3 protein-coding genes are annotated in these 2947 nt (G+C 75.8%); 2 read left to right on the forward strand and 1 reads right to left on the reverse strand.

What is annotated here, in order from left to right:
• Positions 1-478: 478 nt before the first annotated feature.
• Positions 479-727, forward strand: a complete 249-nt coding sequence (locus AN218_RS38885) for a hypothetical protein (RefSeq protein ID WP_171908638.1) — start codon at positions 479-481, stop codon at positions 725-727.
• A 15-nt stretch (positions 728-742) separates the two neighbouring features.
• Here the strand turns inward: AN218_RS38885 and AN218_RS08920 are convergent, their stop codons facing one another.
• Positions 743-2248, reverse strand: coding sequence for a cell division protein PerM (locus tag AN218_RS08920; RefSeq protein ID WP_141747520.1), 1506 nt, complete (start codon positions 2246-2248; stop codon positions 743-745).
• A gap of 75 nt (positions 2249-2323) precedes the next feature.
• On the opposite strand from AN218_RS08920, the gene AN218_RS08925 reads away from it, so the two are divergent.
• On the forward strand, positions 2324-2947 hold a 624-nt coding region (locus AN218_RS08925), incomplete at its 3' end, for a sigma factor-like helix-turn-helix DNA-binding protein (protein WP_070016230.1).

Below are 2947 nucleotides of genomic sequence, written 5' to 3' on the forward strand. Positions count from 1 at the left end.
GGAGCAGCCAGCAACCCGGGCGCCAGAGCGGCGGCTTCGGGGGCACCGGCACGTCCGGCGGCCCGGAGAACGGGAACGGCGGCCCCGGCGGCAGCGGCAGCGGCGGTCCCGGCGGAAGCCTCTCGCGCGGCATGCGCTGGGACCCGACCGACCCGACGCAGCGGCACGCGCGCTACTCCCTGCACACCGGCGTCTGGGCGCTGTTCTTCTCCCTCTTCAGCCTTCCCGAGGTCGCGCTGCTCCTCGGCGCCCTGTCCGTCTACTGGGGCATCAGCGCGCTTCGTGCCGGCAAGTCCTCATCCACGTCCGGGAATTCGGGCAAGCGCGGCAACTCCGGAGCGGCGGCGACCNGTCCGGGAGTTCGGGCCGGCGCGGCGGCTCCGGCACGAGCGCGACCGCGGAGGACGTCGCGGGCTCGGACCGCACGTCCGCCGCGGGCGAGCAGGAGCGGCAGCCCGCGGCGCAGATCCCGGTCGTGGTGACCCCGGCGCAGGCGGCCAAGTCCCGTACGACGGCGGCGGTCAGCGGTCTGGTCACGGCGGCGCTCGCACTGGCGGTGGTCGCGGCGACCTTCACCTTCCAGCAGGTCTACAGCGACTACTTCACATGTACGGAGGACGCGTTGACGCAGTCCTCGCGGGAGGACTGCAAGGATCTGCTGCCGCCCGAGCTGCGTCCGCTGCTCCAGGACCGCTCGTCGTCGGCCGCCGGTCTCTCCCTGCGCTGAGCCGCCGTCCCGGCGTCAGTCGCGGCGCGGTTCGAAGTCCGGCATCAGTCCGCCGGACGCCGTCTTCAGGGCCGTCCAGCGTGCCCGGCGCGACGCGGTCGCGTGCCACTCGTCGCCCGGGTCGCCGTCCCGCAGCCGCCAGGCGCGCAGCACCAGCGCGACGGGGACGCCGACCAGCACGGACCACAGGAACGCGGCCGCACCGGCCCACCACCAACTCGGCCCGAGGGACGCCATCGCCCCGGTCCCCAGGGCCCCGCCGGAGAACGCCGCCAGCACCGCGACACCGGCCGCGCACTCGCCCGCCACCAGCGCCACGACGCACACCGTGCCCTGCCGTCCCGTCGCCCCGGTGCGGCGCCCCGGCTCCGGTACGGCGGCGTAGCCGACCCGGCGGCCGATGAGCACACCGGCCGCCAGCGGCACCGCGCTCGCCGCGGCGAACACGAGCAGGCCGTAGTCGCCGTCCGCGCCCGGCAGCGCTTCGAGCAGCGGGAACGACGGCAGCCGGGCGCCGGAACCCGTGCCCGCACCCGTGCCCGTACTCGCGCCGAGGGCGAAGCCCGGTCCGAGCCCGTAAGAGGCCGCCCACACCGCGGCGTTGGGCAGCAGCGCCAGGACGAGGAGCAGCACCGCGGACTGCCCCGTCCACGAGTCCCCCGCGAGCCGCGGAAACGCCGCCTGTACCTCGTCCAGGTGCCACAGCACGGCGCCGAGCGTGACGAGGAGACCGCCGCCGCACAGCACTCCCACGGCCGTCAGGGCGGTACGGGACGGGTTCAGCCGCCGCGCGAGCGTCCGCGCCTCGCCGCGTACCGGCGACCGCCGCCCGTACGGCTGCTGTCGGGGCGCGGGGCCCGAACCGGCGTGCGCGGACGCCTCGTTGGACGGCTCCGGCGCCGTACGGACCCACGCGGGCCACATCGCCGCGAGGGCGACGCACACGACGAAGAGCGGCAGCCGCACCAACGCGCTGAGCACATCGGCCCGTACGGGTCCGGCGGACGCGAACAGCACGGCGACGGCGGCCGTCACGAGATAGCCGCCCGCGACACAGAGCAGCGGGGTCAGCGCGTCGCCGTCCCGCTCCGCGCGGGGCGCCGAACCGGAGTCCTGCGCGGCCTTCGCGGCGACGTCCGCCTCCTCCGCGCTCTTTCCCCCCGCGGCCAGCGCCTGTACGAACGCCCGGTACAGCAGCCACACCGGCAGGACCGCCAGCAGCAGCGGCGTCAGCCCGATCGGCGCGGGCACACCCGAGAGCGTCTCGGTACGGACGAGAGAGCTGCCGTGGCCGAGCAGCCACAGGTCGGCCGCGATGCGCAGCGCCTCGCCCGCGCTGCTCTCCGGATAGGGCGAGACGATCCACAGGAGCAGCACGAGGACGGTGAGCGCGCCGAGCCCCAGCCCCGCCGCGAGCGCCCCCTCGACGAACCAGGCGGGCCTCGGCGGCAGCGGCCGCGTACCCGGCCCGCCGGTCTCGTACGGGGACAACGTGCGGCTGCGATGCGTCACTTGGCTCACGGCGACATGCTGTCAACGACACACGTTCTGCCCCGGTAACAGTGCGGTTGTCGCTGTGTCGCCCACTATGTGCGCATGTACGACGTCAGACAGAGCGCTCGTCCGCCCGGGACGGCCGCTGCCGTCTTCGACCTGCTGCACGAGCGGCACGCCCCGGGGCTCGTACGGCAGACGTTCCTGCTGTGCGGGGGCGGGCGCCTCGCCCGGCGCTCGGTCGCCCACGCGTTCCGGCTTGCCTGGCGCCGCTGGCCGCGGGTGGCGCTCGATCCGGATCCGGCGGGGTGGGTGCGCGCGGAGGCGTACCGCCATGCGCTCGCGCCCTCTCGGCACCTTCGGCCTGTGCGGGCCGTGCGCCGGGTACGGGCGATGCGGCACGTACCGCCCGGCGACCGCGCGCTGCTCGACGCGCTGTTGCGTCTGCCGTGCGCCTACCGCAGCGCGCTGCTCCTCCACGACGGGCTGGGCCTGAGCCTGCGCGAGACCGCCGCGGAGGTGGAGGCGACTCTCGGCGCCACGAACCGTCGGCTGCGGCACGCCCGTGCGGAGCTGGCGGCACGGCTGCCGGAGCTGCGGAAGGTGCCGGCGGCGGCGCTGCCAGGCGTAGTGGCCCTGCTCGTAGGGCAGTTGGCGGCGCCGCAGCCCGTGTCGCTGCCGCCGGCGCGGAGGGTGCGGCGGAGCGGCGAGATCCGGGCGTGGTGT

The organism is Streptomyces nanshensis (genome assembly GCF_001751255.1).
In the GTDB taxonomy this organism is placed as follows: Bacteria; Actinomycetota; Actinomycetes; order Streptomycetales; family Streptomycetaceae; genus Streptomyces; species Streptomyces nanshensis_A.